Below are 1,196 nucleotides of genomic sequence, written 5' to 3'. Positions count from 1 at the left end.
TCTGGATTTCCTCCTGCAAAAATGATTAATACAGCTGTAATCATATCCCTTAGCTCCATAGCGATACGTCTTTTAGCAGTTTTGTATCCCAGATTGTTCGCTTTTTTATAAATCAGCAGAAGCATTGAAGCAATCATTGTCATGTAAACCATTACCTCAATTCCGTTTTTATTGAGTGAAACCAAGTGCGTAAGATTAAGTTCCTGTTTGAGGAATCTGAAGAACACTTCTATATCCCATCGCTTCCTGTAATACTCAGAGATTTCTTTGGCCGAAAGTTCAAATTCATTGCTTAAAAACCAAAATTCCTTTCCCGTTTTCTCATTTTTAATAACCACCAGACGAAATTCATTGTCCACTTTACAGGATTTTCCATCCCTGTTTTCAATGGGGCTTCGTGCAAATATTTGTACCCTGCTGTCTTTCATCAATATCCATTCATCCCATTTTATAATACTTTGAGCAGTGAGGAAAGATTCCTTTTCCTCAAATTTTCTGTTTTCCTTTAGTCTTACGATAAACTTCACTGAGTTATCATCGAAATTCATCATTGTTTTGGCAGATTGCAGCCCTCTGTCCATGACATATATATTGCCATGATGTTCTTCTTTTTTCATCTGCTTAAGAATAACCTGGGGCAGGGCCAGATCTTCTGATGAATAACGTTGTTCATTGAAAACCTCCACCCCGGAAGGAAGAATTCCGTCAAATGAAAAACTAAATTTTAAGAGCTTCTTCCCGCTATTATTGCTCATTCCCTCTTTCAATCTTGATGCTGCCTGAGAAACCGTAGTGCTGTCTACCCTAATCAGGTTGTATTTTTCAATTTCTGTTCTCTCATAAAGTTCCGAAAACCGCTCATACATATGGGCATAGATTTCTTTGAAGTAATGGGGATCTATTTTTGAGAGCCTTTCTGAAATAGAGCTGCGACGAATCCTCTCTTCTTCCCCTAATCCAAATAAAGCTTTAAAACCACTACTGTTAAAGGTGTCTTCCAATGTTCTCTGACTGAGTTTTTCATTATCAAGAATGCAAAACAAAAGCAGATAAAACATTTTTTCGCCGTGTAAAACTTTACTGTAATAATCTACTTTTGTAGTGGCAGAGAGATGACTAAGTAAAGCTTTGGGAATAAATTCTAAAATGTGTTTAAGTGAAATTTTGTGGTCTTTAAAAACGGACATAAATAGTTA

At 36.3% G+C, this 1,196-nt stretch carries 1 protein-coding gene; it reads right to left on the bottom strand.

Annotated features, from left to right (window positions below; all coding sequences use genetic code 11):
* Nucleotides 1-1,187 (bottom strand): IS4 family transposase (locus tag DD829_RS00975; RefSeq protein ID WP_108411448.1); only part of this gene is annotated, 1,187 nt, incomplete at its 3' end.
* Nucleotides 1,188-1,196: the final 9 nt, after the last annotated feature.

This window comes from Chryseobacterium sp. HMWF035, from assembly GCF_003094695.1.
GTDB lineage: Bacteria > Bacteroidota > Bacteroidia > Flavobacteriales > Weeksellaceae > Chryseobacterium > Chryseobacterium gambrini.
The sequence above is the reverse complement of the archived record's forward strand: the minus strand, read 5'-3'. Positions and strand labels throughout refer to the sequence as shown.